General features: G+C 72.5%; 19 protein-coding genes and 1 tRNA gene. 11 read left to right on the forward strand and 9 right to left on the reverse strand.

The genetic code is table 11. From position 1 onward, the window contains the following. Window positions 1-72: 72 nt before the first annotated feature. The 8 genes from trpC (at window position 73) to O2V61_RS08230 (ending at window position 13,239) form a co-directional block, all read left to right on the forward strand. Window positions 73-882 carry an indole-3-glycerol phosphate synthase TrpC gene (gene trpC, locus O2V61_RS08195; RefSeq protein ID WP_269182804.1) on the forward strand — a complete coding sequence of 270 codons (810 nt, stop codon included), beginning with the start codon at window positions 73-75 and terminating at the stop codon, window positions 880-882. 73 nt (window positions 883-955) lie between these two features. Then, window positions 956-2,350 carry a tryptophan synthase subunit beta gene (trpB, locus tag O2V61_RS08200; protein ID WP_269182805.1) on the forward strand — a complete coding sequence of 465 codons (1,395 nt, stop codon included), beginning with the start codon at window positions 956-958 and terminating at the stop codon, window positions 2,348-2,350. Then, window positions 2,347-3,150 (forward strand): tryptophan synthase subunit alpha, encoded by an 804-nt coding sequence (gene trpA, locus O2V61_RS08205; protein WP_269182806.1) that lies wholly within the window; start codon window positions 2,347-2,349, stop codon window positions 3,148-3,150. The genes trpB and trpA overlap by 4 nt, the downstream gene beginning before the upstream one ends. Continuing rightward, on the forward strand, window positions 3,147-4,235 hold the full coding sequence (lgt, locus tag O2V61_RS08210) for a prolipoprotein diacylglyceryl transferase (RefSeq protein WP_269182807.1): 1,089 nt from the start codon (window positions 3,147-3,149) through the stop codon (window positions 4,233-4,235). Before trpA ends, lgt begins: the two co-directional genes overlap by 4 nt. Window positions 4,236-4,632: 397 nt before the next feature. Beyond that, on the forward strand, window positions 4,633-9,309 hold the full coding sequence (gene gltB, locus O2V61_RS08215; protein WP_269182808.1) for a glutamate synthase large subunit: 4,677 nt from the start codon (window positions 4,633-4,635) through the stop codon (window positions 9,307-9,309). Further along, window positions 9,302-10,786, forward strand: a complete 1,485-nt coding sequence (locus O2V61_RS08220; RefSeq protein WP_269182809.1) for a glutamate synthase subunit beta — start codon at window positions 9,302-9,304, stop codon at window positions 10,784-10,786. Before gltB ends, O2V61_RS08220 begins: the two co-directional genes overlap by 8 nt. Window positions 10,787-10,939: 153 nt before the next feature. After that, the gene (pyk, locus tag O2V61_RS08225) at window positions 10,940-12,355 is read left to right on the forward strand and encodes a pyruvate kinase (RefSeq protein ID WP_269156923.1); all 1,416 of its coding nucleotides are present in this window, start codon (window positions 10,940-10,942) and stop codon (window positions 12,353-12,355) included. After that, window positions 12,352-13,239, forward strand: coding sequence for an acyl-CoA thioesterase (locus tag O2V61_RS08230; protein WP_269182810.1), 888 nt, complete (start codon window positions 12,352-12,354; stop codon window positions 13,237-13,239). Before pyk ends, O2V61_RS08230 begins: the two co-directional genes overlap by 4 nt. 83 nt (window positions 13,240-13,322) lie before the next feature. On the opposite strand, the gene O2V61_RS08235 is transcribed toward O2V61_RS08230, so the two are convergent. Then, window positions 13,323-15,152, reverse strand: a complete 1,830-nt coding sequence (locus tag O2V61_RS08235; protein WP_269182811.1) for a pyridoxal-dependent decarboxylase — start codon at window positions 15,150-15,152, stop codon at window positions 13,323-13,325. 109 nt (window positions 15,153-15,261) lie between these two features. After that, window positions 15,262-15,335: transfer RNA gene (locus tag O2V61_RS08240), tRNA-Leu, on the reverse strand. A 68-nt stretch (window positions 15,336-15,403) separates the two neighbouring features. Between O2V61_RS08240 and O2V61_RS08245 the strand changes: the two genes are divergently transcribed. Continuing rightward, the gene (locus O2V61_RS08245) at window positions 15,404-16,024 is read left to right on the forward strand and encodes an ANTAR domain-containing response regulator (protein WP_269182812.1); all 621 of its coding nucleotides are present in this window, start codon (window positions 15,404-15,406) and stop codon (window positions 16,022-16,024) included. 222 nt (window positions 16,025-16,246) lie between these two features. Next, window positions 16,247-17,575 (forward strand): ABC transporter substrate-binding protein, encoded by a 1,329-nt coding sequence (locus tag O2V61_RS08250; RefSeq protein ID WP_269182813.1) that lies wholly within the window; start codon window positions 16,247-16,249, stop codon window positions 17,573-17,575. 120 nt (window positions 17,576-17,695) lie between these two features. On the opposite strand, the gene O2V61_RS08255 is transcribed toward O2V61_RS08250, so the two are convergent. The 6 genes from O2V61_RS08255 to O2V61_RS08280 all read right to left on the reverse strand — a co-directional run bounded on the left by O2V61_RS08255 (window position 17,696) and on the right by O2V61_RS08280 (window position 23,064). After that, the gene (locus tag O2V61_RS08255; protein WP_269182814.1) at window positions 17,696-18,112 is read right to left on the reverse strand and encodes a DUF1772 domain-containing protein; all 417 of its coding nucleotides are present in this window, start codon (window positions 18,110-18,112) and stop codon (window positions 17,696-17,698) included. A gap of 64 nt (window positions 18,113-18,176) precedes the next feature. Continuing rightward, window positions 18,177-19,064 (reverse strand): ABC transporter ATP-binding protein, encoded by an 888-nt coding sequence (locus tag O2V61_RS08260; RefSeq protein ID WP_269182815.1) that lies wholly within the window; start codon window positions 19,062-19,064, stop codon window positions 18,177-18,179. Further along, window positions 19,061-20,104 (reverse strand): ABC transporter ATP-binding protein, encoded by a 1,044-nt coding sequence (locus O2V61_RS08265; protein WP_269182816.1) that lies wholly within the window; start codon window positions 20,102-20,104, stop codon window positions 19,061-19,063. Before O2V61_RS08265 ends, O2V61_RS08260 begins: the two co-directional genes overlap by 4 nt. Continuing rightward, window positions 20,094-21,092, reverse strand: coding sequence for a branched-chain amino acid ABC transporter permease (locus tag O2V61_RS08270; protein WP_269182817.1), 999 nt, complete (start codon window positions 21,090-21,092; stop codon window positions 20,094-20,096). Before O2V61_RS08270 ends, O2V61_RS08265 begins: the two co-directional genes overlap by 11 nt. A gap of 3 nt (window positions 21,093-21,095) precedes the next feature. Next, the gene (locus O2V61_RS08275; RefSeq protein WP_269182818.1) at window positions 21,096-22,349 is read right to left on the reverse strand and encodes a branched-chain amino acid ABC transporter permease; all 1,254 of its coding nucleotides are present in this window, start codon (window positions 22,347-22,349) and stop codon (window positions 21,096-21,098) included. Between the two features lie 307 nt (window positions 22,350-22,656). Continuing rightward, window positions 22,657-23,064, reverse strand: coding sequence for a PaaI family thioesterase (locus tag O2V61_RS08280; protein WP_269182819.1), 408 nt, complete (start codon window positions 23,062-23,064; stop codon window positions 22,657-22,659). An 83-nt stretch (window positions 23,065-23,147) separates the two neighbouring features. On the opposite strand from O2V61_RS08280, the gene polA reads away from it, so the two are divergent. After that, window positions 23,148-25,898 carry a DNA polymerase I gene (gene polA / locus O2V61_RS08285; RefSeq protein ID WP_269182820.1) on the forward strand — a complete coding sequence of 917 codons (2,751 nt, stop codon included), beginning with the start codon at window positions 23,148-23,150 and terminating at the stop codon, window positions 25,896-25,898. Window positions 25,899-25,957: 59 nt separating this feature from the next. Here polA and O2V61_RS08290 read toward each other — a convergent pair whose 3' ends face one another. Further along, on the reverse strand, window positions 25,958-26,524 hold the full coding sequence (locus O2V61_RS08290) for a 2'-5' RNA ligase family protein (RefSeq protein ID WP_269182821.1): 567 nt from the start codon (window positions 26,522-26,524) through the stop codon (window positions 25,958-25,960). Window positions 26,525-26,559: the final 35 nt, after the last annotated feature.

The following is a 26,559-nucleotide window of genomic DNA, read 5'->3' on the forward strand; positions in this document are numbered from 1 at the left end:
TAGAGTGATCCGCGCGGTCCGAGTGGTGGGGGCCGGTCCGGTGCCACATCCTGAGAGGTCCGAGGAGGGGTCATGAGCGTCCTCGACGAGATCGTCGCCGGCGTCCGCGAGGACGTCGCCGCCCGTCAGGCCACCACCCCGCTGACCGAGGTGCAGGCCGCGGCCCGCGACGCCCGGCCCGCACTGGACGCCCTGGCCGCGCTGCGCGCGCCGGGCGTCGGTGTGATCGCCGAGGTCAAGCGGCGCAGTCCGAGCAAGGGCGACCTCGCCGCGATCGCCGACCCGGCTGCGCTCGCCGCGCAGTACGCCGCCGGCGGGGCCCGGGCGATCAGCGTGCTCACCGAGGGGCGCCGGTTCGGCGGGTCGCACGCCGACCTGGCCGCCGTCCGCGCCGCCGTCGAGGTCCCGGTGCTGAACAAGGACTTCGTGGTCAGCAGCTACCAGGTGCACGAGGCCCGGGCGCACGGCGCGGACCTCGTGCTGCTCATCGTGGCCGCGCTCGAGCAGCCGGTGCTGATCGGCCTGCTCGAGCGCATCGAGTCCCTGGGCATGACCGCCCTGGTCGAGGTGCACAGCGAGGGCGAGGCCGACCGCGCGCTCGCCGCGGGCGCGTCGGTGATCGGCGTGAACGCCCGGGACCTGACCACCCTGTCGGTCGACCGCTCCACCTTCGAGCGGATCGCCCCGGGCCTGCCCAGCGAGGTCGTCAAGATCGCCGAGTCCGGCGTACGGGGCCCGCACGACCTGATCAGCTACGCCGGCGCGGGCGCCGACGCGGTGCTGGTCGGCGAGGGCCTGGTCACCTCGGGCGACCCGCGGCAGGCCGTCGCCGACCTGGTCACCGCAGGCTCCCACCCGGCCACCCCGCGCACCACCCGCTAGTACGGCCTCCGTGCAGGGGCCCGACGCCAGCCTGCGAGCGGTCGGGGGCAACGAGGTCCTTACGCTGGAGGGCATGACCCTCTCCGCGCATGCCCCGGCCCCTGACGTCCCCGACGCCACGGCGTCGGCGCAGTGGCCGGACGCCACGGGCCACTTCGGCGTCTTCGGTGGCCGGTTCGTCCCGGAGGCCCTGATCGCCGCGCTCGACGAGCTGACCGCGGCCTACGAGGCGATGCGGGTCGACCCCGCGTTCCTCGACGAGTACGCCACCCTGCAGCGCGACTACACCGGCCGGCCCAGCCCGATCACCGAGGTGCCGAAGTTCGCCGAGCACTGCGGTGGCGCCCGGGTGCTGCTCAAGCGCGAGGACCTCAACCACACCGGCTCGCACAAGATCAACAACGTGCTGGGCCAGGCGCTGCTCACCAAGCGGATCGGCAAGACCCGGGTCATCGCCGAGACCGGCGCCGGCCAGCACGGGGTCGCCACCGCCACCGCGGCCGCCCTGATGGGGCTGTCCTGCACCGTCTACATGGGCGAGGAGGACACCCGCCGCCAGGCGCTCAACGTCGCCCGGATGCGGCTGCTGGGCGCCGAGGTGATCCCGGTGACCACCGGGTCGCGCACGCTGAAGGACGCGATCAACGAGGCGTTCCGCGACTGGGTGACGAACGTCGAGACCACCAACTACGTCTTCGGCACCGTCGCCGGCCCGCACCCGTTCCCGATGATGGTCCGGGACTTCCAGCGGGTCATCGGCGACGAGGCGCGGGCCCAGCTGCTCGAGCGCGAGCAGCGGCTGCCCGACGTCGTCCTGGCCTGCGTCGGCGGCGGGTCCAACGCCATCGGCATCTTCACCGCCTTCGTGCCCGACGAGGCCGTCCGGCTGGTCGGCCTGGAGGCCGGTGGGGACGGCGTGGACACCGGCCGGCACGCGGCCACCATCACCGGCGGCGACCCCGGGGTGCTGCACGGCGCGCGCTCCTACCTGCTGCAGGACGACAACGGGCAGACCGTCGAGTCGCACTCCATCTCCGCCGGTCTCGACTACCCCGGGGTCGGCCCCGAGCACGCCTTCCTGCACGACATCGGCCGGGCCGAGTACCGGCCGGTCACCGACGCCGAGGCGATGGAGGCGTTCGCGCTGCTGTGCCGCACCGAGGGGATCATCCCGGCGATCGAGTCGGCGCACGCCCTGGCCGGTGCCATGGTCGTCGGCCGGGAGCTCGGCCCCGACGCGCTGCTGCTGGTGAACCTCTCCGGCCGCGGGGACAAGGACGTCGAGACCGCCAGCGCCTGGTTCGACCTGGCGGACCAGACGGCGCCCACCGACTCCGACGAGCGGGCCGTCGAGGCCGGCCGGGGCGCCGAGCCCGGGCCCGGCATGGACACCGACCAGCGCACCACGCAGGGTGCAGTGAGCAACGACGAGGCCGTCGCCGGGCAGGACGCGGGGGAGCAGGCATGAGCAGCGCCCTCGCCGAGGTGATCGGCGCCGCCCGTGCCGAGGGACGAGCAGCGCTCATCGCCTACCTCCCGGTCGGCTACCCCGACGTCGACAGCTCGATCGCGGCCATGGTCGCGGCGGTGGAGGGCGGCGCCGACGTCGTGGAGATCGGGGTCCCGTACTCCGACCCCGGGATGGACGGGCCGGTCATCCAGGAGGCCGTGGACGTCGCTGTCCGGGCCGGGGTCGGCATGGCCGAGGTGCTCCGCGCCGTCACGGCGGTCGCCGACGCCGGTGCGGTGCCGGTGGTGATGAGCTACTGGAACCCCATCGAACGCTACGGGGTCGACCGGTTCGCCGACGACCTGGCCGCCGCCGGTGGCGCCGGTGCCATCACCCCCGACCTCATCCCGGACGAGGCCGGTGCCTGGCTCGCCGCCAGCGACCGGGTCGGCCTGGACCGGGTCTTCCTGGTCGCCCCGTCGTCCACCGACGCGCGGCTGGCCGCCACCGTCGCCGCCTGCCGCGGTTTCGTCTACGCGGCCTCCACGATGGGCGTCACCGGCAGCCGGGCCTCCGTCGGGGACGCCGCGGAACGGCTGGTGGCCCGCACCCGCGCCGCCGCCGGCGAGCCGCCGGTCTGCGTCGGCCTGGGGGTCTCCACCGGCGATCAGGCGGCCGAGGTCGCCGGGTTCGCCGACGGTGTGATCGTCGGCTCGGCGTACGTGCGGCGGCTGCTCGACGGCCACGGCGCCGACGGCGTGCGTTCGCTGTCCGTCGAGCTCGCCGAGGGCGTCCGGCGTGCGAAGGTGCAGGCATGACCGTGCTGGCGGACGCCGCCGTCCTCGCCGCGATCCCCAGCCCCACCCAGGGGGTCTGGGAGATCGGGCCGTTCCCGCTGCGCGCCTACGCGCTCTGCATCATCGCCGGCATCGTGCTGGCCGCCTGGCTGGGGGAACGCCGCTGGGTGGCCCGCGGTGGTGCCCCCGGCGACGTCCTGGACATCTCCGTCTGGGCGGTGCCCTTCGGCATCGTCGGCGGCCGGATCTACCACGTGATCACCACCCCGCAGCCCTACTTCGGAGAGGACGGCGACCCGCTCCGGGCCTTCGCCATCTGGGAGGGCGGCCTCGGGATCTGGGGCGCCATCGCCCTCGGCGGGGTCGGTGCGTGGATCGGCTGTCGCCGGCGGGGCATCCCGCTGCCGGCCTGGGCCGACGCCATCGCCCCGGGCATCGTGCTCGCCCAGGCCGTGGGGCGACTGGGCAACTGGTTCAACAACGAGCTCTACGGCAGCGCCACCGACCTGCCGTGGGCGCTGACCATCTACCGCTGGAACGCCTCCGCCGGTCAGGCGCTCACCGGTCCCGACGGCGAGCCACTGGTGCTGGGCACCTTCCACCCCACGTTCCTCTACGAGCTGCTGTGGAACGTCGGCGTCGCCGCGCTGGTGATCTGGGCCGACCGCCGCTTCCAGCTCTCCCACGGGCGGGCCTTCGCGCTGTACGTGGCCGCCTACTGCGCCGGCCGGGTGTGGATCGAGATGCTCCGCATCGACACCGCCGAGCAGTTCCTCGGGCTCCGGCTGAACGTGTTCACCTCGGTCGTCGTCGGCCTGCTGGCCGTCGCCTACCTGATCGTCAACCGCGGCCGGCCGCGCGAGGTGATCACCCGCGGGGCGGAGGTGGCCCGCGAGGGAGCCCCGGGCGAGGCGTCGTCACCCACGGCGGACACCACGGCCACGGCTGCGGGCACGCCGGCCTCGGGCGCCACGGCCTCGGGCGGCACGGCCGCCGGGCGGACGTCGGCAGGCGGCACGGTCGCGGGGGAGACGGTCACCGACCGCGCAGGTCAGGACCGGACCGGTGCGCGCACCGACGAGGGCGGCGCACCCGGAGAGGGCTGACCCCGGGACGGCGAATCGGGGCGCCGTCCGCGCTGCTGGACGAGATGTTCCCGACACCTGGTCGACATGTCGCGCAGGTGTCCCCGCTGTGTACGCTCGAACTCGGCCGACCAGTGATCCTGGGCCGGTCGGCGACGTCGGACCGGGCCAGCGCTGCCCCGTGCACGACCGTCCCGCGGCCACCCGCCCCCGCGGGTGTGCGGGTCCGTGATACCGGCTCGACGTACCGTGTCCGCCGGCCTCCGCTGCCCCACCCGTCGGACCCTCCCCGGTCCTCCGTGCTCCACCCACCCGCTCTGACCACCCGGCGGGGTCTGCGACCCCCCGCACCAGCGCCACCCGCCGACCGGACCCCGGGCGGAGAGCGGCGCCGCGGCCAGCCGACGACGGGAGTGACATGTCTGACCTCGCCGCCCCCTCTGCGGGATCGCCGTCCCCGGCCGCATCTGCGCCGGCCGTGCCGTTCTCCGCGCTCCCGGCCGCCTCCGGGCTCTACGACCCGGCCAACGAACACGACGCGTGTGGCGTCGCGTTCGTCGCCGACGCCCGGGGCCGCCGCTCCCGGACGATCGTCGCCGCCGGGCTCACCGCCCTGCACAACCTCGACCACCGTGGCGCCGCGGGGTCCGAACCCAACTCCGGTGACGGTGCGGGGATCCTGACCCAGGTACCGGACGGGCTGCTGCGGGAGAGCGTCGAGTTCGACCTGCCGCCGCTGGGCGAGTACGCGGTCGGCATCGCCTTCCTGCCGGCCGCCGAGACCGAGCGGGCCTCGGTCGTCGACGCCGTCGCCGGGCTCGCCGCCGAGGAGGGGCTGACCGTCCTGGGCTGGCGCGAGCTGCCGGTCGACCCGGACGGCGCCGACCTCGGGCCCACCGCCCGGCGGGTCATGCCGTACTTCGCCCAGCTCTTCGTCGCCGAGACCATCGGTGCTCGCGCCGACTCCCGCGCCTTCGGCGGCACCGCCGCCCCGCACGGGGTCACCCGGCTGGAGCGTCGCGCCTTCGTGCTGCGCAAGCGGGTCGAGCGCGCCGCCCGGGACGCCGGCACCAGCTGCTACATCGCCTCGCTGTCCTCCCGGACGATCACCTACAAGGGCATGCTCACCACCGACCAGCTGCCGGCGTTCTTCCCGGACCTGCAGGACGAGCGGTACGAGTCGGCGATCGCGCTGGTGCACAGCCGGTTCTCCACCAACACCTTCCCCAGCTGGCCGCTGGCCCACCCGTTCCGGTTCATCGCCCACAACGGCGAGATCAACACCATCAAGGGCAACCGGAACCGGATGCGGGCTCGCGAGGCCAAGCTGGAGACCGAGCTGTTCGACGGCCCGGCCGGTCCGGCCAGCGAGCTCGGCCTGGAGCGGATCTTCCCGGTCACCGCCAGCGACTTCAGCGACTCGGCGACCTTCGACGAGGTGCTCGAGCTGCTGCACCTGTCGGGCCGCTCGCTGCCGCACGCGGTCCTGATGATGATCCCGGAGGCGTGGGAGAACCACGACGAGATGGACGCGGCCCGCCGCGCCTTCTACCGGTTCCACTCCTCGATCATGGAGCCCTGGGACGGGCCCGCCTGCGTGGCGTTCACCGACGGCAGCCTGATCGGCGCCGTCCTGGACCGCAACGGCCTGCGCCCGGGCCGCTGGTGGCGCACCAAGGACGACCTGGTCGTGCTGGCCAGCGAGGCCGGCGTGCTCGACATCCCGGCCGCTGACGTGGTCGCCAAGGGCCGGCTCCAGCCGGGCCGGATGTTCCTCGTGGACACCGCCGCCGGGCGGATCGTCTCCGACGAGGAGGTCAAGGGCTCCCTGGCCGACGCCGAGCCCTACGACGACTGGCTGCACGCCGGTCAGGTGCACCTGCCCCAGCTGCCCGAGCGGCGTCGCTCGCGGCCCAGCCACGAGTCCGTCGTCCGCCGCCAGCTGCTCTTCGGCTACACCGAGGAGGAGCTGCGCATCCTGGTGCAGCCGATGGCCGCCAGCGGCGCCGAGTCGATCGGCTCGATGGGCACCGACACCCCGATCGCGGCGCTGTCGGACCGGTCGCGGCAGCTGTACGACTACTTCACCCAGCTGTTCGCCCAGGTCACCAACCCCCCGCTGGACGCCATCCGCGAGGAGCTGGTCACCAGCCTCGGACGCACGTTCGGCCCCGAGCAGAACCTGCTCGACGCCACCCCGGCCTCCTGCCGGCAGCTGTTCCTGCCCTACCCGGTCATCGACAACGACGAGCTGGCCAAGATCCTGCACATCGACGACGACGGCGACCTGCCCGGTTTCGCCGCCGTGAGGATCACCGGCCACTTCGACGTCGCCGGCGGCGGTGCGGCCCTGGCCCAGGCGGTCCAGGACCTGCGCACCAAGGTCAGCAAGGCGATCGCGGCCGGCGCCCGGGTCATCGTGCTGTCCGACCGGGACTGCGACGAGAAGCGCGCCCCCATCCCGTCGCTGCTGATGACCGCCGCCGTCCACCACCACCTGGTGCGCGAGCGCACCCGGATGCAGGTCGGCCTGGTCGTGGAGTCCGGCGACTGCCGCGAGGTGCACCACGTCGCCCTGCTGCTGGGCTACGGCGCGGCCGCGGTGAACCCCTACCTGGCGTTCGAGAGCGTCGAGGACCTCATCCGCACCGGCACGCTCACCGGTGTCCAGCCGGCCCAGGCCGTCCGCAACGTGGTCAAGGCCATGGGCAAGGGCGTGCTCAAGGTGATGAGCAAGATGGGCATCAGCACCGTCGGCTCCTACACGATGGCGCAGATCTTCGAGACGGTCGGGCTGTCCAAGGCCGTCGTCGACGAGTACTTCACCGGGACGGCGGCCACCCTCGACGGCGTCGGGCTCGACGTGCTCGCCGAGGAGGTGGTGATGCGGCACCGCCGCGCCTACCCGAGCAACCCGACCGAGACGGCGCACCGGCGGCTGGAGACCGGCGGGGAGTACCAGTGGCGCCGCGAGGGCGAGGTGCACCTGTTCAACCCCGAGACGGTGTTCCTGCTCCAGCACGCCACCCGGTCCCGGCAGTACGACGTCTTCCAGCGCTACACCGACACCGTCGACGGGCTGTCGGCCGAGGCGGCGACGCTGCGCGGCCTGTTCACCCTCAAGACCGGTGCCCGGCCCGCCGTCCCGCTGGAGGAGGTCGAGAGCGTCAGCGAGATCGTCAAGCGGTTCCAGACCGGCGCGATGAGCTACGGCTCCATCTCGGCCGAGGCGCACGAGACGCTGGCGATCGCCATGAACCGGCTGGGCGGCAGGTCCAACACCGGCGAGGGCGGTGAGGACCCCGACCGGTTCACCGCCGACCCCAACGGGGACCTGCGCCGCAGCTCGATCAAGCAGGTCGCCAGCGGCCGGTTCGGCGTGACCAGCGAGTACCTGGTCAACGCCGACGACATCCAGATCAAGATGGCCCAGGGCGCCAAGCCCGGCGAGGGCGGTCAGCTGCCGGGGAGCAAGGTCTACCCGTGGGTCGCCCGCACCCGGCACTCCACGCCCGGCGTCGGCCTGATCAGCCCGCCGCCGCACCACGACATCTACTCGATCGAGGACCTCAAGCAGCTGATCCACGACCTCAAGAACGCGAACAACGAGGCGCGGGTGCACGTCAAGCTGGTCGCGGAGACCGGGATCGGCACCGTCGCGGCGGGGGTCAGCAAGGCCAAGGCCGACGTCGTGCTGGTCTCCGGCTTCGACGGCGGCACCGGTGCGGCGCCGCTGACCTCCCTCAAGCACGCCGGCATCCCGTGGGAGATCGGCCTGGCCGAGACCCAGCAGACGCTGCTGGCCAACGGCCTGCGCGACCGGATCGTGGTGCAGGTCGACGGCCAGATGAAGACCGGCCGGGACGTCATCGTCGCCGCGCTGCTGGGCGCCGAGGAGTTCGGCTTCGCCACCGCACCGCTGGTGGTCGAGGGCTGCGTGATGATGCGGGTCTGTCACCTCGACACCTGCCCGGTCGGCATCGCCACCCAGAACCCGGAGCTGCGCAAGCGGTTCACCGGCAAGCCCGAGTTCGTGGTGACCTACTTCGAGTTCCTGGCCGAGCAGGTGCGCGGGTACCTCGCCGAGCTGGGCTTCCGCTCGATCGACGAGGCGGTCGGCCACGCCGAGCTGCTCGACGTCGCACCGGCGATCGACCACTGGAAGGCCTCCGGGCTCGACCTGCGGCCGATCCTGGCCGTGCCGGAGCTGCCCGAGGGCACGCCGCGGCGCAAGGTCCGCGACCAGGACCACGGGCTGGACGTCGCGCTGGACCAGACGCTGATCCAGCTGTGCGAGGGTGCGCTGCTCGATGCCCGCCCGGTCCACCTCGAGCTCCCCGTCCGCAACGTCAACCGCACCGTCGGCACGATGCTGGGCTCGATGGTCACCCGCCGCTTCGGTGGCGAGGGCCTGCCCGACGGCACCATCGACCTGACCTTCACCGGTTCGGCGGGCCAGTCCTTCGGGGCGTTCCTGCCCCGCGGGATCACGATGACCCTGGTCGGCGACGCCAACGACTACGTCGGCAAGGGCCTGTCGGGTGGACGGATCGTCGTCCGCCCCGCACCGGAGGCGAGCTTCGCCGCGGAGGACAACGTCATCGCCGGCAACGTGATCGGCTACGGCGCGACCGCGGGTGAGCTGTTCCTGCGCGGCCGGGTGGGGGAGCGGTTCTGCGTCCGCAACTCCGGGGCGCTGGCCGTCGTCGAGGGCGTCGGTGACCATGCGCTGGAGTACATGACCGGCGGCACCGCGGTGATCCTGGGACCGACCGGGCGCAACATCGCCGCCGGCATGTCCGGCGGGATCGGGTACGTGCTCGACCTCGCCCGGCACCGGGTCAACACCGAGATGGTGGACGTCGAGGCGCTGGACGGGCAGGGCTCGGCCTGGCTGCGCGACGTCCTCGAGCGCTACTGCGCGGCGACCGACTCGGCGGTCGCGACCAGCCTGCTGGCCGACTGGGGCCGCTGGGCGGGCCGTTTCAGCGTGATCATGCCGCGTGACTACCGGCGTGCCATGGAGGCCCGGCGGGCCGCCGAGGCCGCCGGGTACGACGTGGACCGAGCCGTGATGGAGGCAGCTCGTGGTTGACAGCACCGGGTTCCTGAGGTTCGACCGTGAGCTGCCGCCCCGGCGGCCGGTCGACCTGCGCCTGCTGGACTGGAAGGAGGTGTACCTGACCCGCGACACGGGTGAGGACGCCGTCTTCCCGGTGCAGGCCGTCCGGGAGCAGGCGGCGCGCTGCATGGACTGCGGCATCCCGTTCTGCCACCACGGTTGCCCGCTGGGCAACCTCATCCCGGAGTGGAACGACCTCGCCCGCCGGGACGACTGGCAGGAGGCGATCGAGCGGCTGCACGCGACGAACAACTTCCCGGAGTTCACCGGGAAGCTGTGCCCCGCGCCGTGCGAGTCGGCCTGCGTGCTCAACCTGGAGAACGCACCGGTCACGATCAAGCAGATCGAGTGGGAGATCATCGACCAGGCGTTCGTCAACGGCTGGGTCACCCCACAGCCGCCGGCGGAGCTGACCGGCAAGAAGGTCGCCGTCATCGGGTCCGGGCCGGCCGGCCTGGCCGCCGCCCAGCAGCTCACCCGGGCCGGGCACCAGGTGACCGTCTACGAGCGGGACGACCGGATCGGTGGGCTGATCCGCTACGGCATCCCCGAGTTCAAGATGGAGAAGCGCCACCTGGACCGGCGGCTGGACCAGATGCGCGCCGAGGGCACCCGCTTCGTCACCGACGTCACCGTCGGCGGCAGCGCGGGCAGCCTGAGCACCGAACAGCTGCGGGCCGAGCACGACGCGGTCGTGCTGGCGATCGGGACGCCGGTGGCGCGGGACCTGCCGCTGCCGGGCCGGGAGCTCGACGGCGTGCACTTCGCCATGGAGTACCTGCCGCACGGCAACCGCGAGGCGCTCGGCGAGCTCGACGACCCGCCGTTGTCGGCCAAGGGCAAGCACGTGGTCATCATCGGTGGCGGCGACACCGGGGCCGACTGCCTGGGCACCGCGCACCGCCAGGGCGCGGCCTCGGTGTCCCAGCTGGACTACAAGCCGGCGCCGTCGGGCACCCGGCCCGAGGACAACCCCTGGCCGACCTACGAGATGATCCTGCGGGTCTCCCCGGCGCACGAGGAGGGCGGCGAGCGGCTGTTCGCCGTCAACACCGAGGCCTTCCTCGGCGGCGAGCAGGGCCGGGTCCGGGCGATCGAGGTCGTCGAGGTCGAGGTCGTCGACGGGAAGCGCCAGCCCAAGCCCGGGAGCACCCAGGAGCTGCCGGCCGACCTGGTGCTCCTGGCGCTGGGCTACACCGGGCCGGAGACCACCGGGCTCGTCGAGGAGCTGGGCTGCGGCGTCGACGAGCGGGGCCGGGTGGCGCGGGACGACGAGTACATGTCCAGCGTCCCCGGGGTGTTCGTGGCCGGGGACATGGGCCGCGGGCAGTCGCTGATCGTCTGGGCGATCGCCGAGGGGCGCGCCGCGGCCGCCGCCGTCGACACCTGGCTGACCGGCAACTCGATGCTGCCCCGTCCGGTCACCCCGTCCGCCGTCCCACTGCGCTGAGGAACGGCCCCTCCGCCCCGCACGACGCGCTGCGCATGGCGCGGGCCCCGGCGGAGGGACCGTTCTAGGACGTCTGGAACGACTACCGCCCCTCGGGGGGACACGACGGACCCGGTCCGCCGTGCCCGCCCGGGGGGCGACTAGTTTTGCCTCATGTCTCGTCGCGCGAAGATCGTCTGCACCCTTGGCCCGGCGACCGGTTCCCTGGACCAGATCACCGCCCTCGTCGAGGCGGGGATGGACGTCGCCCGCCTCAACTTCAGCCACGGGAAGCACGCGGACCACGAGACGGCCTACCGGCACGTGCGGGAGGCCTCCGACAAGGTGGGCCGCGCCGTCGCCATCCTGGCCGACCTGCAGGGCCCGAAGATCCGGCTCGGCACCTTCGCCGACGGCCCGGTCGTCTGGGCCGCCGGCAGCCGGGTGTGCGTGACCGTCGAGGACGTCCCGGGCACCGCCGAGCGGGTCTCCACCACCTACAAGGACCTCGCCAACGACGTGCGGGTCGGTGATCGCCTGCTGATCGACGACGGCAAGCTCGCCCTCACCGTGGTAGAGGTCGACGGCCCCGACGTGTGGTGCCTGGTGCTCGAGGGCGGCCCCGTCTCCAACAACAAGGGCCTGTCCCTGCCCGGCGTCGCCGTCAGCGTCCCGGCGCTGTCGGAGAAGGACGCCGAGGATCTGCGCTTCGCGCTCTCCCTGGGCGTCGACTTCATCGCACTGTCGTTCGTGCGGCACGCCAAGGACGTCGAGCTGGTGCGCGAGATCATGCGCCAGGAGGACGTCGAGGTGCCGGTGATCGCCAAGCTGGAGAAGCCGGAGGCGGTGGAGAACCTCGAGGCGATCGTCGAGGCGTTCGACGGCGTCATGGTGGCCCGCGGCGACCTGGGCGTGGAGCTGCCGCTGGAGCAGGTCCCGCTGGTGCAGAAGCGTGCGGTCCAGGTGGCCCGGGAGCGGAACAAGCCGGTCATCGTCGCCACCCAGATGCTCGAGTCCATGATCAGCGCCTCCCGGCCCACCCGGGCCGAGGCCTCCGACGTCGCCAACGCCGTCCTGGACGGCGCGGACGCGGTCATGCTGTCGGGGGAGACCTCGGTGGGCAAGTACCCCGTCGTCGCGGTCAAGACGATGGAGCGGATCATCGACGCCGTCGAGTCCGACGCCGTGCGGGTGCCCGAGCTGCTGGTGCCGCCGCGGCAGCGCTCCGGTGCCATCGTGCGGGCCGCCAAGGACATCGGCGAGGCCCTCGACGTCGCCGCGCTGGCCGCCTTCACGCTGACCGGCAAGACCGCCCAGCTGCTCGCCGCGCTGCACACCCGGCTGCCGATCCTCGCCTTCACCACCGACCCGGCGGTCCGCAGCCGGCTGGCGCTGTCCTGGGGCGTGGAGACCTTCCTCGTCCCCGAGGTGACCCACACCGACGACATGGTCGGCCAGGTCGACTTCTCGCTGCTGTCCATCGGCCGGCTCAAGGAGGGCGACAAGGTCGTCATCGTGGCCGGCAGCCCGCCGAACACCGCCGGCTCCACGAACCTGGTGCGGGTGCACGAGGTGGGGACCGAGGCGTGACGGCCGGGGTCGCGCAGCCGGGGGAGACCCCGGCCGCGGAGCTGATGGGCGTGCTGGACCTGGAGGAGCGAGGTCCGGACGTCTACGTCGGCCAGACCCCCAGCACGCCGTTGCAGCGGATCTTCGGCGGTCAGGTCGCCGCCCAGGCCCTGACCGCCGCGAACGCGACGGTCGGGCCGGGGCGGGTGGTGCACTCGCTGCACTCGTACTTCCTGCGCCCCGGTGACCCGCACGAGGAGATCCGCTACGAGGTCGACCGCATCCGGGAGGGTCGCTCGTTCAGCACCCGTCGGGTGGTGGCCCGGCAGACCCGCAAGGGTGAGGACGTGGCGATCTTCGCGCTGACCGCGGACTTCACCGCGGGGGAGCGCGCTGTGGTCGAGCACTCCCTGCCGATGCCCGACGTGCCCGGGCCCGAGGGGCTGCCCGGGCTCGCCGAGGTGACCGCGGCGCACCCCGACCAGGGCGCCGCGTCCGCGGCGATCGGGCGGGCGGTGGAGCAGCGGTACCTCGCCGACCCGTTCGACCCGCAGCCGCGGCTGCCCCCGGACACCGCCTTCCGGGTGTGGTTCCGGGTGGCCGGCCGGCTCCCGGACGACGACCACGTGCACGCTGCCGCGCTGACCTTCGTCAGCGACCTGACGCTGCTGTCGGCCGGGCTGGCCCGCAACGGTGGCGGCTGGGGCGGGTCGATCGTGGGCGCCAGCCTCGACCACGCCGTCTGGTTCCACCGCCCGGTGCGCGCCGACGAGTGGTTCCTCTACGAGACCGACAGCCCCGCGGCCGCCAGCGGGCGGGCGCTGTGCTTCGGCCAGATCTGGGCCGCCGACGGCACGCACGTGGCCACCGTGGCCCAGGAGGGCCTGATCCGCTCCCTGGGCTGACGCCGCAGCTCCGGCCGCCCGGTCGTGCGCTCAGCGGGGTGACCGGTCTCCGGCCACCCCGCTGGGTCCGCACCGCCGCCGGGTCAGCGGGGCGGGCTCTCCGGGTCCGCGGCGTGCAGGTCGGTCTGTGCCTCCGCCTGGGTGGCCGTCTCGTCGCCCGCGGCGGGGGTCTCCACGGTGGGGGTCCCGGCGTCCGGGGTCGCCGCGGTCGGCGTCTCGGCGTCCGAGGGCTCCGCGGTCGGGGTCTCGACGTCGGGCGCCTCGGTGGTCGGGGTCTCGGTGTCCGGGGTGCCGGACGTCCCCTCTGCCGCCAGTTCGGTGCTCGGCTCGGTCTCCGAGGCCACCGGGTCCGCTCCGGCAGCTGCGTGAGCCTGCTCGGCGGCGGCCGCGTCGGCAGCAGCCCGCTCGGCGGCGGCCTGGCGTTCGGCCTGCTCGCGGGCCCGCTGCTCGGCCTGCTGCTCGGCGAAGTCGTTGGCCAGCCAGTCGTGGCCCTCGCGGAGCAACGTCCACAGCTGTTCCACGTGCGCGCGGGTGGTCGCCGGGGCGCCGATCGCCACCCGCAGCACCGCCCGGCCGGCCACGGTGGTGTGCGTCAGGAAGACCTCGCCACCGTCGTTGAGCCGGTCCAGCAGGGTCATGGTGGCGACGTCGGCGTCGACGCCGCGGGCCCAGCGCGGCTGCAGGCAGACCAGCGACAGCGGGTGAGGGGCGACGACGTCGAACCGCTCGTCGGCCTCGGCCCAGCCGGCCAGCTCCTGGGTGAGCGCGACGTGGCCGCGGACGTGCTCCCGGAGCCCCTCGGCGCCGTACCACCGGACCACGAACCACAGCTTGAGGGCCCGGAAGCGGCGACCCAGCTCGATCTGCCAGTCGCGGTAGTCGACGACCGCGCCGGTGTCGGTGGCCGCGTTGCGCAGGTACTCGGGGAGGATCGACAGGGCCCCGGTCAGCGCAGCCCGGTCGGCGACCCAGAACAGCGTCGCGTCGAAGCCGGTCAGCAGCCACTTGTGTGCGTCGGTGGTGTAGCTGTCGGCCCACTCGACGCCGGCCTGCAGCGGACGGAGCTCCGGCGCGACAGCGGCGACCCCGGCGTAGGCGGCGTCGACGTGCAGCCACACCCCGAAGCGCTGGCAGATCGGGCCGATCTCGGCCAGCGGGTCGATCGCGGTGGTCGACGTCGTCCCGACCGTCGCGCAGACGAGCACCGGGACGAACCCGCGAGCCACGTCCCGTTCCAGCCGCTGCTGGAGCGCCCGGGGGCTCATCGCCAGCTCGGAGTCGACCTCGACCACGCGGATCGAGTCGGTGCCCAGCCCGGCGATCCGGGCTGCCTTCTCCATCGAGCTGTGCGTCTCGGCGGAGACGTAGACGGTGAACTCCTCCGGGCGGACCCCCTGCCGCAGCGTCGCGCCCTTGCTCACCCGGTGCAGGGCGGCCAGCAGGGCCACCAGGTTGGCCCCGGAGCTGGAGTCCTGCACCACGCCGCCGCCGGTGCCGGTGGACCGGAAGGACCCCGGCAGGCCGAGCAGGTCGGCGAACCAGTCCATCACGTGCTGCTCGAGCTCGGTGGCGGCCGGGCTGGTCACCCAGGACATGCCCTGGACGCCGAGGCCGGCGGACAGCAGGTCGCCGAGGACGGACGGACCGGAGGTGTTGGCCGGGAAGTAGCCGAAGAAGCCGGGGTGCTGCCAGTGCGTGAGCCCGGGCAGCACGATCCGCTCCAGGTCGGCCAGGACGGCGGAGACCGGCTCGCCCTGCTCGGGGGCCGTCGCCGGCAGCATGGCCCGGACGTCGCCGGGGGAGACCCGCGAGCGGACCGGGTGGGCGGCGATGCCCTGCCAGTAGTCGGCGATCCAGTCGACGACCTCGTGGCCGTGCTGGCGGAACTCCTCAGGGGTCATGTGGCCGGTCACGGGGCCACGGTATTGGCCGCTGACGCCCATCGCGGCGGTGGGTCGTCCAGCTCACGTTCCTGCTCGTCCTCAGGTGCCGCCGGTGCGACAGTTCGTGCTGGTGTCTCGGTGCCCCCGGTGCGACTCGAACGCACACTGCGCGGGTTTTGAATCCGCTCCCTCTGCCGATTGGGGTACGGGGGCCAGCTCAACCGGGTGAGCAGCAGGGTAGCTGGCGCGGTCAGCCCGCCTGTGGCCGATAGGATCACCCGGTGACCAACGCACCGACCCGGGTCCTCATCGCTGAGGACGAGGCCCTCATCCGCCTGGACCTCAAGGAGATGCTGGAGGAGGAGGGCTACGTCGTCGTCGCTGAAGTCGGCGACGGCCAGGCTGCCGTGGAGCAGGCGCAGCTGCTGCGCCCGGACCTCGTCGTCCTCGACGTCCAGATGCCCGTCCTCGACGGCATCGCCGCGGCCGAGCAGATCGCTGCCGCCCGCATCGCGCCGGTGATCGTGCTGACGGCCTTCAGCCAGCGGGAGCTCGTCGAGCGCGCCCGGGACGCCGGTGCGATGGCCTACCTGGTCAAGCCGTTCTCCAAGAACGACCTGGTGCCCGCGATCGAGGTGGCGGTGGGCCGGTTCCAGGAGATGCACGCCCTGGACGCCGAGGTGAGCGACCTCAAGGAGCGGCTGGAGACCCGCAAGGTCGTCGAGCAGGCCAAGGGCCGGCTCATGTCCGAGCGCGGCATGACCGAGGCCGAGGCCTTCCGCTGGATCCAGCGGACGGCGATGAACGAGCGCACGTCGATGAAGGCCCTGGCTCAGGCGATCCTGGCCACCGACGCGCAGCCGACCGGAGACGCCAGCCCGACCGCTCCCGCCGACTCCTGAGCGCCTCGCCGGGGCAGAGTCCCCGGCGCGTTGCGCCGGTGTGTCGCACCCGTCGACGGTGTGGCGACTGCGCAACGTGCAGGTCACAACCCCATCACGGTGCGGTCGAGGGTGGTCCGGCCCGCCCGACCGGCAGTTAGGTTCTCCGCACTGATCGGCTCCCCGACAGGCCATGGGGCCTGCCGAGGAGCGTGGAGCACACACCTCACTGGGAGTTCCTTGATGCGCACAGGCACGTTCGCCCGCGCGACCGCCCTCTCCGGCGCTGCCCTCCTCGCGCTGACCGCCTGTGGCGGCAGCGACGAGGACGGCGGTACCGCTGCTGAGGGTGCGAGCGGCGAGAAGCAGGTCAACGTCTACGGCACCGACGGCAACATGGGCAACGCCCTCGGCGAGGACTTCTCGGACGAGGGTGCGCTGGTCGGGATGAGCGGCACGACGCCGCTGACCGAGCTGGCCGGCGACTTCACCGACCGGCTGCTCGCGGTCGACCCGGACCTGCAGGACTACAACTACGCCGGGGAGACCTACGACGCCGTCATCCTGACGGCGCTCGCGGCCCAGGCAGCCGGCAGCAGCGACGCCACGGTGTTCGCGCCCTACATCAACGGGCTCACCTTCGGTGGCGAGACCTGCGACAGCTACACCTCCTGCCTGGAGATCATCAACGCCGGCGGCAACGTCGACTACGACGGCGTCAGTGGCCCGCTGAGCTTCGCCGAGCCCGGTGAGCCGGCCCAGGCCAGCTTCGGGATCCTGCAGTTCGGTGAGGACAACGCGCTCGACGACTCGGCGACGGAGTTCGTCATCGCCGGCGACGAGGCCAACGCCGCCACCGACGAGGGCCCGGCCTACGCGCCGGCGGGCGCCACGGGTGACCCCCTGGTGATCGGCACCCTGCTGCCGCTGACCGGGAACCTGGCCTTCCTCGGCCCGCCCGAGGTCGCCGCGGCTCAGCTCGCGGTCAACGAGGTCAACGAGGCCGGTGGCGCGCTCGGTGCCCCGGTGCAGCTCGTCGAGGGTGACTCCGGTGACGCCTCGACCGACACCGCGACCCAGACGGTCGACCGGCTGCTGCAGTCCGGCGTCGACGCCATCGTCGGTGCCGCGTCGTCCGGTGTGAGCCTCACCGTCATCGACACCATCACCGGTGCCGGTGTCCTGCAGATCTCGCCGGCGAACACCTCCGACCAGTTCACCGACTACGACGACTCCGGGCTGTACTTCCGCACCGCGCCCCCGGACACGCTGCAGGCCCGCGCGCTGGCCGACCTGATCGCCGAGGACGGCAACAACACCGTCGGCATCCTGGCGATCAACGACCCGTACGGCACTGGTCTGGCCGAGAACACCCGGGACAACCTGGTCGCCGGTGGTCTGTCCGAGGACAGCATCGAGTACCTCACCTACGACCCGCAGGCGGCGAACTTCGACTCCGAGGTCCAGCGGATGGTGGACTTCAACCCCGACGCCGTCGTGGTCATCGGCTTCGAGGAGTCCTCGCGGATCATCCAGGGTCTCAACGCCCAGGGCATCGGGCCGCAGCGCTGAGCTGAGGCGCCGCGCGCTGCGACCCCGCAGCGTTGAAGCACAGCACCACCGTTCCAGGCTGCGGCCCGGCACCCTCGAGGTGCCGGGCCGCAGTGCTGTGCGGGCACGGCCGGAGGACCGTCAGTCGACCAGGAGGAGGGCGAGGACGACGCCGGCGGTCGCCAGGCCCACCCGTACGGCGTCCACCCGGAGCAACCGGCGGTGGGCGGCGGCGTCCCAGCCGGCGTCCAGGCGGCGGTGCAGCGGCACGGCGCCGAGGGCGGTCACCAGGAGGACGAGGGCAGTGACCGTGGCGGCCGCGACGACCAGGCCCCATGGCGTCCCGGCCGGCCGGTCGAGGAGCAGCCAGCCGCTGGTCACCGCCTGCGCGGCGAAGAGCGGCCCCACCACCCGGGCCACCCGGCGCTGGTGCGCCCGCTCGTAGGCGGGGAACGCACCCGGGGGCACCTGGTCGAACTGGGGGTAGACGAGCACCCGCACGGTCCACTGGAAGCCGGCGTACGCGCTGACCGCGATCAGGTGGACGAGGAGGAGCACCCGGTGAGTCTGCCGGGGACGACGACGGCCGGCCTCCCAGGGGAGACCGGCCGTCGTCGTGGTGTCACTGGGCCTTGGCGAGGGTCCCCAGGTAGAGCTCGATCACCTTCGGGTCGTTCATCAGCGACTTGCCGGTGTCGGTGTAGGCGTTGCGGCCCTGGTCGAGCACGTAGCCACGGTGACAGATCTGCAGGCACCGCCGGGCGTTCTGCTCGACCATGATGATCGAGACGCCGGTGGCGTTGATCCGCCGGCAGCGGATGAACACCTCGTCCTGCAGCACCGGGGAGAGACCCGCGGAGGGCTCGTCCAGCAGCAGCACGGAGGGGTCCATCATCAGCGCGCGGCCCATCGCGACCATCTGCCGTTCGCCGCCGGAGAGGGCGCCGGCCTTGCCCTTCCGCCGGTCACCGAGCAGGGGGAACAGCTCGGCGACGTAGTCGAAGCGCTCCTTGAAGGACTTCGGACGGAGGTAGACGCCCATCTGCATGTTCTCCTCGATGGTGAGCGAGGGGAACACGTTGTTGTTCTGCGGGACGTAGCCGACACCCAGGGAGACCAGCCGGTGGGCCGGGGCCGAGGTGATGTCCTCCCCGCGCAGCGTGACCCCGCCGGACCGGACCGGGATCAGCCCGAACAGCGCCTTGAGCAGCGTGGACTTGCCGGCGCCGTTGGGGCCGATGATCCCCACCAGCTCGCCGTCGGCGAGGTAGAAGTCGCAGCCGTTGAGGATGTTGACCCCGGGCACGTAGCCCGCGACCAGGTCGTCGGCGCGGACCAGCGCCCCCTCGGCGAGCCGCAGGTGCTCTTCCCGGGTGGCCGCCTTCTCCGCGGGCGACATGGTCGTCGCGGTGGCGGCCCCGGGCTCCTCGGCGACCGGCCGGTCCTGCTCGGACTCCGGGACCGAGAACCGGCGGTCCTCCGGCGGACCTGGTACGTCGGCGGTGCTCATCGTCGTGTCCTCCTCTTGCGGCCCCGGTCGGAGCTGATGACGTCCTCGCGCCGGGCACGTTCGGCCGCCTGGTCCTCGGCGAGGAAGCGGTCCTCCTCCTCCTCGGACAGCGGGGCGTCGTGGTGCGCGCCGAGGTAGGCGTCGACGACGGCCTTGTTCTGGCTGATGGAGTCCGGCGCGCCCTCGGCGATGACCTTGCCCGCGGCCATGACGACGACCCAGTCGCTGATGTCCCGGACGACGTCCATGTCGTGCTCGACGAAGATGACCGTCATGCCCTCCTCGCGGAGGTCCTTGACGTGGCCCAGCAGGCTCTGGGTCAGCGCCGGGTTCACCCCGGCCATCGGCTCGTCGAGCATGACCACCTGCGGCTCGCTCATGAGCGCGCGGGCCATCTCGAGCAGCTTGCGCTGGCCGCCGGACAGGCTGCCGGCGAAGTCGTCCTTCTTGGCGTCGAGCTTGAACCGTCGGAGGAGGTCCATCGCCCGCTCGGTGTTGGCCTTCTCCTGTGCCTTCCAGGTGCCGGGCACGAGGGCACGGAGAAAGCTCTCCCCGCTCTGTCCCTGGGCACCGAGCAGCATGTTCTGCAGGACGGTGAGCCGGGACAGCGCCTTGGTCAGCTGGAAGGTGCGGACGACGCCGAGCCGGGCGACCTGGTGCGGGCTCAGCTTGCCCAGGTCGCGGCCGTTGAACGACCAGGTGCCGGTGTTGGGCTGGTCGAACCCGGTGAGCAGGTTGAACAGCGTCGTCTTGCCGGCACCGTTGGGGCCGATCAGCCCGGTGATACCGCCACGTTGGATCTCCAGGTGGTCGACCGACACCGCGGTCAGGCCACCGAACGTGCGGGTGACGTGGTCGACGACGATCGCCGGGTCGGGCTTGGCGACGCCGACCTCCCAGGGGACGTCCCGGAGGGCTGCCTGGGCCACCCGCTGGGGTGCCGCTCGCGTGGCCCCGGCCGGGGCAGCAGCGCCGGCCGGGACCGTTGCCTCGTCGGACCGTGCGGCGTGCGCGCCGTGGGGAGCGGGGTCAGCGGGCATCGAGCATCACCTCTCGTCGGTCACCGAAGATGCCCTGGGGCCGGAACACCAACAACAGCATGAGCCCGATCCCGACCAGCACGTAGCGCAGCTGCGCCACGTCGGTCGAGGAGAGCAGCTCCGAGGGGATGACCCCGTTGGCGATCAGGGAGCGCAACCCCGTGTCGGCGAACTGCAGGATGAACAGCAGCAGCATGGACCCGATGACGGGGCCCAGCACCCGGGCCGCACCACCGAGGATCAGCGCCGCGTACGCCAGGAAGGTGTTGGCGTTCTGGTACTGGTCGGGGATCGCGGAACCGGTGCCGACGGCGTACACCATGCCGCCGAAGGCGCCGAAGATCCCGCCGAGGACCAGGGCCTGCATCTTGTAGGCGTAGACGTTCTTGCCCAGCGAGCGGACGGCGTCCTCGTCCTCCCGGATGGCCTTCACCACGCGGCCCCACGGAGAGCGCATGAGCGCCCAGACCAGCAGCGAGCACAGCGCCACCAGGATCCACCCGATCGTGCAGACCCAGAGCTCGGTGCCGCTCCAGGTGGTGCCCAGCAGGTCGTACCGGCGCCCGGTGTCCCAGGGGGCCAGTGCGATGAAGTCCCGGTTGAACGCCGAGAGGCCCCGGGTGCCGCCGGTGACCGGGGTGGCGGAGACCGATCGGAAGACCAGTCTCAGCCCCTCGGCCGTGGCGATCGTGACGATCGCGAGGTAGTCGGCACGCAGGCGCAGCGTGGGCAGGCCCAGCAGCAGGGCGAGCACGACGGCGGCGAGCACCCCGACGATGACGCCGACCCAGAACGGCAGCCCCCACTGGCTCACCGAGATGGCGATGCCGAACCCGCCGAGCATGGCGAAGGCGATCTGGCCGAAGTTGAGCAGGCCCGTGTACCCGAAGTGCACGTTGATGCCGATGGCGAGCAGGGCGAAGAAGATCGCCTGGAACCCGAAGAACGCCTTGCCCGCGATCGCGAACGCGTTGAGGAGGTCGGCCATCGGTCAGCCGATCCTGGCTCGGCTGCCCAGGATGCCCTGGGGACGGACGACGAGGATGACGATCAAGAGGAGCAGCCCTCCGACGTACTTCATGTCATTCGGGATGACGAGGGTGGACATCTGCACGAAGACGCCGACGATGAGGCTGCCGAGCAGGGCGCCGTAGGCGGTCCCGAGCCCACCGAGGGTGACCCCGGCGAACATCAGCAGCAGCAGCCGGAAGCCCATGTCCCACTGGACCTGGTCGGAGAGGCCGAGGAGCACGCCGCCGAGTGCGGCGAGCGCGCCGCCGAGCACCCACACGAAGAGGACCACGCGGTTGACGTCGATCCCGGAGGACGCGGCCAGGTCCCGGTTGTCCGAGACCGCCCGCATCGCCTTGCCGATCTTGGTGCGCTGCAGCATCAGCGCGACCAGCACCAGCACGACGACCGCGATGACGATCGAGGCGATGTCCCGGTCCTGCAGGGTGAACACGCCGTAGTCCCTGGCCCGCTGGCCCTGGTAGTCGGCGTAGGGGTTGGAGAACCCGCCGTAGAAGATCTGGTAGCCGTAGCGCAGCGCCAGGGAGAGGCCGATCGAGACCACCAGCGCCGCGATGAGCCCGGTGCCGCGTCGCCGGAGCGGCCGCCAGATGACCAGCTCGTTGAGGGCACCGACGACCCCGCCGACCACCATCGCCAACAGGGCCGCCGGGATGAGCGGCACCCCGCCCTGGACGTTGATGTACCAGGCGGCGATCGCGCCGATGGTGACCAGCTCGCCGTGGGCGAAGTTGGTCAGCCCGGTGGTGCCGTAGATCAGGGACAGGCCGACCGCGGCCATGGCGATCAGCAGCCCGAACCGCAGGCCGTCGACGAACAGCTGGACGGCCCGGATGGTGCCGCCCCCGTCGTTGCGGCTGCCGTCGTTCAAGCCGATGTTCACCGGCTGCGCCCGTCCGCTGTCGACGGTCACCGTGCGGCTGGGCTCGCCGTTGACCTCGACCCCCTCGGGCAGGTCGTCGGGGTCGACGCTCACGACGTACTGGCCGGGACCCGGCAGGTCGACCTCCCAGCGGCCGTCCTCCCCGGTCTGGACGGTGTCCACGGTCTCGCCGTCGGGGGTGGCCACCTCGACGGTGACCCCTTCGATCGGGCCGCTCAGGCTGGTCTGCAAGGTGCCGCGCACCTGCTCGCCTGCCTCCGCTGCGGCGGCGACGCCGGGCACCAGGGTGGCGAAGGCCATCCCGAGGGCGGCGAGGAGCAGGACCAGCACCAGTGGACGGTGGGCGCTGCGCCACCGGCGTGGGGTGCGCCGGTGTCCGGGAGGATCCTCCCGGGTGGAGCTGCGTTCCCCGCACCTCGCGGCACGGTGGGGCGCGTGCGTCACTCGACCTCCCAGCCGTTGGATGTGAGCCGGGACAGTAACCCACCGCTGTTACGGGGATCGACCTGCTGGGACACACTGTGACCCTTCTGCGACACGCCGATGTGCTACTCGCCGGTAGTCCGGGGGCCGACGTGTCGCCCGGGTGCACGGCCCGGCGCCCCGTGCGGCGGGGCGGTGCAGTCCCGCGCCGGGTTCAGCGCGCGGGGCGGATCAGGCAGGTGAGCCGTGCGCTGGCGGTCGGCCGGCCGGCCTCGTCGCTCACCGCGATCAGGAAGGTCGCCAGGGTGCGGCCCCGCCGGACGGGCGTGCAGACCGCGGTGACCAGGCCGGAGGTGGCCGCCCGCAGGTAACTGGCGTTCAGCTCGATGCCGACCACCGTCCCGCCGGGCCCGGCGTGCAGCATCGCCGCCCAGGACCCGATGCTCTCGGCCAGCGCGCAGGTGGCGCCGCCGTGCAGCAGGCCGAAGGGCTGTTCGTTGCCGGCCACCGGCATGGTGGCGACCAGCCGGTCGGGGGAGAAGTCGGTGACCTGGATCCCGAGCTTGTCGTCCAGCGGGCCCTGGGTGTCGGACGGGAGCCAGTCCGGACGCTCGGTGCTCATCTGCGCACCGTAGTCACCGGCAGCGCCCGGTCGACTCGTCCGCCCGCCCGGGACGTCGGTGGGCGCCCTTAAGCTCGCGGTCGATGTCCGCACCGGTGAGCACCTCAGCCAGCAACCCAGCGTCCGCCTCAGACCCGGCCTCCGGGGTCCGTCCGCGGCTGCTGCTGCTCGACGGCCACTCGCTGGCGTACCGGGCCTTCTTCGCCCTGCCGGTGGAGAACTTCTCGACCACCACCGGGCAGCCGACGAACGCCGTCTACGGCTTCACGTCGATGCTGATCAACGTGCTGCGCGACGAGCAGCCCAGCCACCTCGCCGTCGCCTTCGACGTCAGCCGGAAGACCTTCCGCAGCGAGATCTACGCCGACTACAAGGCCAACCGCGCCGAGAGCCCGACCGACTTCCGCGGCCAGGTGAGCCTGGTGCAGGAGGTCCTGGGCGCGCTGCACGTCCCGGTGATCACCGCGGAGAACTACGAGGCCGACGACGTCATCGCCACCCTCACCGTGCAGGCGGTCGAGCAGGGCATGGACGTGCTGATCTGCACCGGCGACCGGGACGCGCTGCAGCTGGTCAACTCCCACGTCACGGTGCTGTACCCGCGCAAGGGCGTCTCCGACCTCACCCGGTTCACCCCGGAGGAGGTGGAGGCCAAGTACGGCCTCACCCCCACCCAGTACCCCGACTTCGCCGCACTTCGTGGCGACCCCAGCGACAACCTCCCCAACATCCCGAGCGTGGGGGAGAAGACCGCCGCCAAGTGGGTGCGCGAGTACGGGTCGCTGGACGCGCTGGTCGACCAGGTCGACACGGTGAAGGGCAAGGTCGGGGAGAAGCTGCGGGAGCACCTCTCCTCGGTGCTGCAGAACCGCCGGCTCACCGAGCTGGACCGCGCCGTCCCGCTGGAGGTCGGGCCGCAGGACCTGGCCGTCCAGCCCTGGGACCGCAACGAGGTGCACACCCTCTTCGACAACCTGCAGTTCCGGGTGCTGCGGGACCGGCTCTTCGCCACGCTCGCCACCCCGGAGCCCGAGGTCGACGGTGGGTTCGAGGTGACTGCCGACCGGCTGGCCCCGGGTGACCTGGCCGGGTGGCTCGCCGCGCACGCACGCACCGGGCACACCGGGGTCGTCTTCCGGGGCACCTGGGGCCGCGGTGTCGGCGAGCTCACCGGGATCGCGCTGGCCGCCGCCGACGACCACGCCACCTTCGTCGACCTGGGTCCCGACCTCGACACCGCCGACGAGCAGGCACTGGCCGGCTGGCTGGCCGACCCGGCGACCCCCAAGGTCGTGCACGAGGTCAAGGGCCCGCTGCTGGCGATCTGGAGCCGCGGCTGGGACCTGCAGGGCATGGTCAGCGACACCGCCCTCGCGGCCTACCTGGTCAACCCCGGGCAGCGGTCGTTCGACCTCGGCGACCTGGCGGTTCGCTACCTGCGTCGCGAGCTCAAGGACGCCGCGGAGCCGGAGGGCCAGTTGACCCTCGACGGGCTCGGGCCCTCGGAGGAGGACGTCGCCGCGGCCGCCGCGCACGCCGACGTCCTCAAGGCGGTGGCGGTCAACGACCTGTCCGACGCGCTGGAGCAGGTGCTCGGGCAGAAGGGCGGCGACCAGCTGCTCGGGGACATCGAGCTGCCGCTGACCCGGGTGCTCGCGGCCATGGAGCACCGGGGCATCGCCGCGGACCTGGACTCCCTGCGCGAACTGCAGCGCGAGTTCGCCGCCGCGGTGACCGAGGCGGCGGACGAGGCCTACGCGGTCATCGGCAAGGAGATCAACCTCGGCTCGCCCAAGCAGCTGCAGGCGGTCCTCTTCGACGAGCTCGGCCTGCCCAAGACGAAGAAGAACAAGACCGGCTACACCACCGACGCCGAGGCCCTGACCTCGCTGTTGGCCTCCACCGGGCACCCGTTCCTGGAGCACCTGCTGCGGCACCGGGACGTCACCCGGCTGCGCACCGTCATCGACGGGCTGATCCCGATGGTCGACGAGATGGGGCGGGTGCACACGACCTACCAGCAGACGATCGCGGCGACCGGCCGGCTCTCCTCGACCGACCCGAACCTGCAGAACATCCCGATCCGCAGCGCCGAGGGCCGCCGGATCCGGCAGGCCTTCGTCGTCGGCGCCGGCTACGAGTCGCTGATGACCGCCGACTACAGCCAGATCGAGATGCGGATCATGGCCCACCTGTCCGAGGACGCCGGCCTCATCGAGGCGTTCACCTCGGGGGAGGACCTGCACTCCTTCGTCGCGTCGCGGGCGTTCGACATCCCGATCGAGCAGGTCGACCCGGAGATGCGCCGGCGGATCAAGGCGATGAGCTACGGCCTGGCCTACGGGTTGAGCGCCTACGGGCTGTCCCAGCAGCTGCGGATCACCCCGGAGGAGGCGCGCGGCCAGATGCACGCGTACTTCGAGCGGTTCGGTGGCATCCGGGACTACCTGGACGGGGTCGTGGACGACGCCCGGCAGACCGGCTACACCGAGACGACGCTGGGCCGCCGCCGCTACCTGCCCGACCTGACCAGCGACAACCGGCAGCGCCGGGAGATGGCCGAGCGGATGGCGCTCAACGCCCCGATCCAGGGGTCGGCCGCCGACGTGATCAAGGTGGCGATGCTGAACGTGGAGCGGGCCATCGCAGCCGAGGGGCTGAGCTCACGGATGCTGCTGCAGGTCCATGACGAGCTGGTGCTCGAGGTGGCGCCGGGGGAGCGGGAGACCCTGGAGGCGCTGGTGCGGCGGGAGATGGCCGGCGCGGCCCGGCTGTCGGTGCCGCTGGAGGTCTCGGTCGGCTTCGGCACCAGCTGGGACGACGCCGCCCACTGACGGCCTCGTCCGGAGGCTCGCCCCGAGCATGCGAGGGGGGAGGGGGACGAGGTCCTTCCTCAGCGGGTGGGGCGGCCCAGGGGGAAGGTGCGGACCTGCTGCCAGGAGCCGGCCTCCCGGGTGCCGGCGTAGAGCGCGGCGGTGTCGATGCGGGTGTGCAGCGGCATCGCCGCGCACAGCACCTCCTGGGCCTGCTCGAGTCCGGCCAGGTCGCCCCGCCGGCGCTGGCCGATGCTCAGGTGCGGCACCGGATCGCCGTGCGCGCCCCGGTAGGGCGGGTGGTCGGGGAACGCCTCGGCGACGATGCGGGTCAGCCGGCGGAACGGCTCGTCCGGTTCGGGGACGAGGTAGAGCATCTCGTCGCCGAACCACGCCGTCTTGGTGAACGTGCAGTCGAACGGGGACTCGGCGGCGAGGAGGTCGGCCAGACCGGTCAGCACGGCGTCGTCCACCTGGCGTGGGGTGACGAAGGGGTAGATGACCGACAGGTGTGCCGGGACCCCCCACGACGCGGAGACGTCGAACTGCTGGCGGTGCGCGTCGACCAGCGGGTCCGCCTCCGGGACCAGCACCACCAGGGCGGTCTCGGTCGCATCGCCCAGGACGGCCTGTGCACTCTGCTCCACCGCGCGGCTCCCTCGCTCGGTCCGGTGTCACCGGG

This window comes from Modestobacter sp. VKM Ac-2985 (genome assembly GCF_026967925.1).
GTDB lineage: Bacteria > Actinomycetota > Actinomycetes > Mycobacteriales > Geodermatophilaceae > Modestobacter.